A 753-nucleotide genomic window follows, 5' to 3' on the forward strand; every position below is an offset into this window, starting at 1 on the left:
TGCTGCTGCCCCTGCTGCCCTTGGGCGGGGGCCCGCAGCCGCAGCGTCAGCAGGCCCCCGCCCAAGGGCAGCAGGGGCAGCAGCAGGGGCAGCAGGCACGCCCGCCCCAGCAGCCGGTGCAGGGTCGACCCGCTCCCCAGCAGGGCCAGCAGGGTCACCAGAGCCAGCAGGAGCAGGGCGGCGACGTCGCGCGTCCGCCGCGCTCGGTCACCTTCGACGACAGCGACGACCTGGACGTCCCGGACTTCCTGAAGTAGGCCTCACCCTCGCCGCTCGCCGATCTTCGTGGCGCTTCGGTCGCTCGGTGTGACCGGCACGCCACGAAGATCCGCGCGAGGGCGGGTGTCGTAGGTTGTGGTCGTGTTCATCTGGCGCGAGCAGCTGCCGCCGCGTCCCGGCGCGGCGGAGTTCGGCGTGGACCGCGGCTTCACCGGGCGCGGCGCCGACCCGTCCGTCGCTGGTGGAGCTGACCGAGCCGCGACCCAGCCGTATGCCGGGTTCAACCTCGGCGCCCACGTCGGGGACGACCTCGACCGGGTCGAGGCCAACCGGGCGTCCCTCGCCGAGGCCGTCGGGGTCACCCGGGACCGGCTGGTCTTCATGCACCAGTGCCACGGGATCGACGTCGAGGTCGTGGACGGCCCGTGGTCCGGTGCGGCGCCGCCCGCCGACGGTTTGGTGACCGGCCGCACCGACCTCGCCCTCGCCGTGCTCGTGGCCGACTGCACGCCCGTCCTGCTCGCCGACCCGGCC

1 protein-coding gene and 1 pseudogene are annotated in these 753 nt (G+C 74.6%); both read left to right on the forward strand.

What is annotated here, in order from left to right; all coding sequences use genetic code 11:
* Window positions 1-257: pseudogene (locus FRW57_RS22375) on the forward strand (hypothetical protein); the annotation flags it as partial.
* A 103-nt stretch (window positions 258-360) separates the two neighbouring features.
* Window positions 361-753 (forward strand): laccase domain-containing protein (locus FRW57_RS22380; RefSeq protein WP_238999552.1); only part of this gene is annotated, 393 nt, incomplete at its 3' end.

Origin of the sequence: Segeticoccus rhizosphaerae (assembly GCF_009192725.1) — a bacterium.
Classification (GTDB): Bacteria; Actinomycetota; Actinomycetes; order Actinomycetales; family Dermatophilaceae; genus Segeticoccus; species Segeticoccus rhizosphaerae.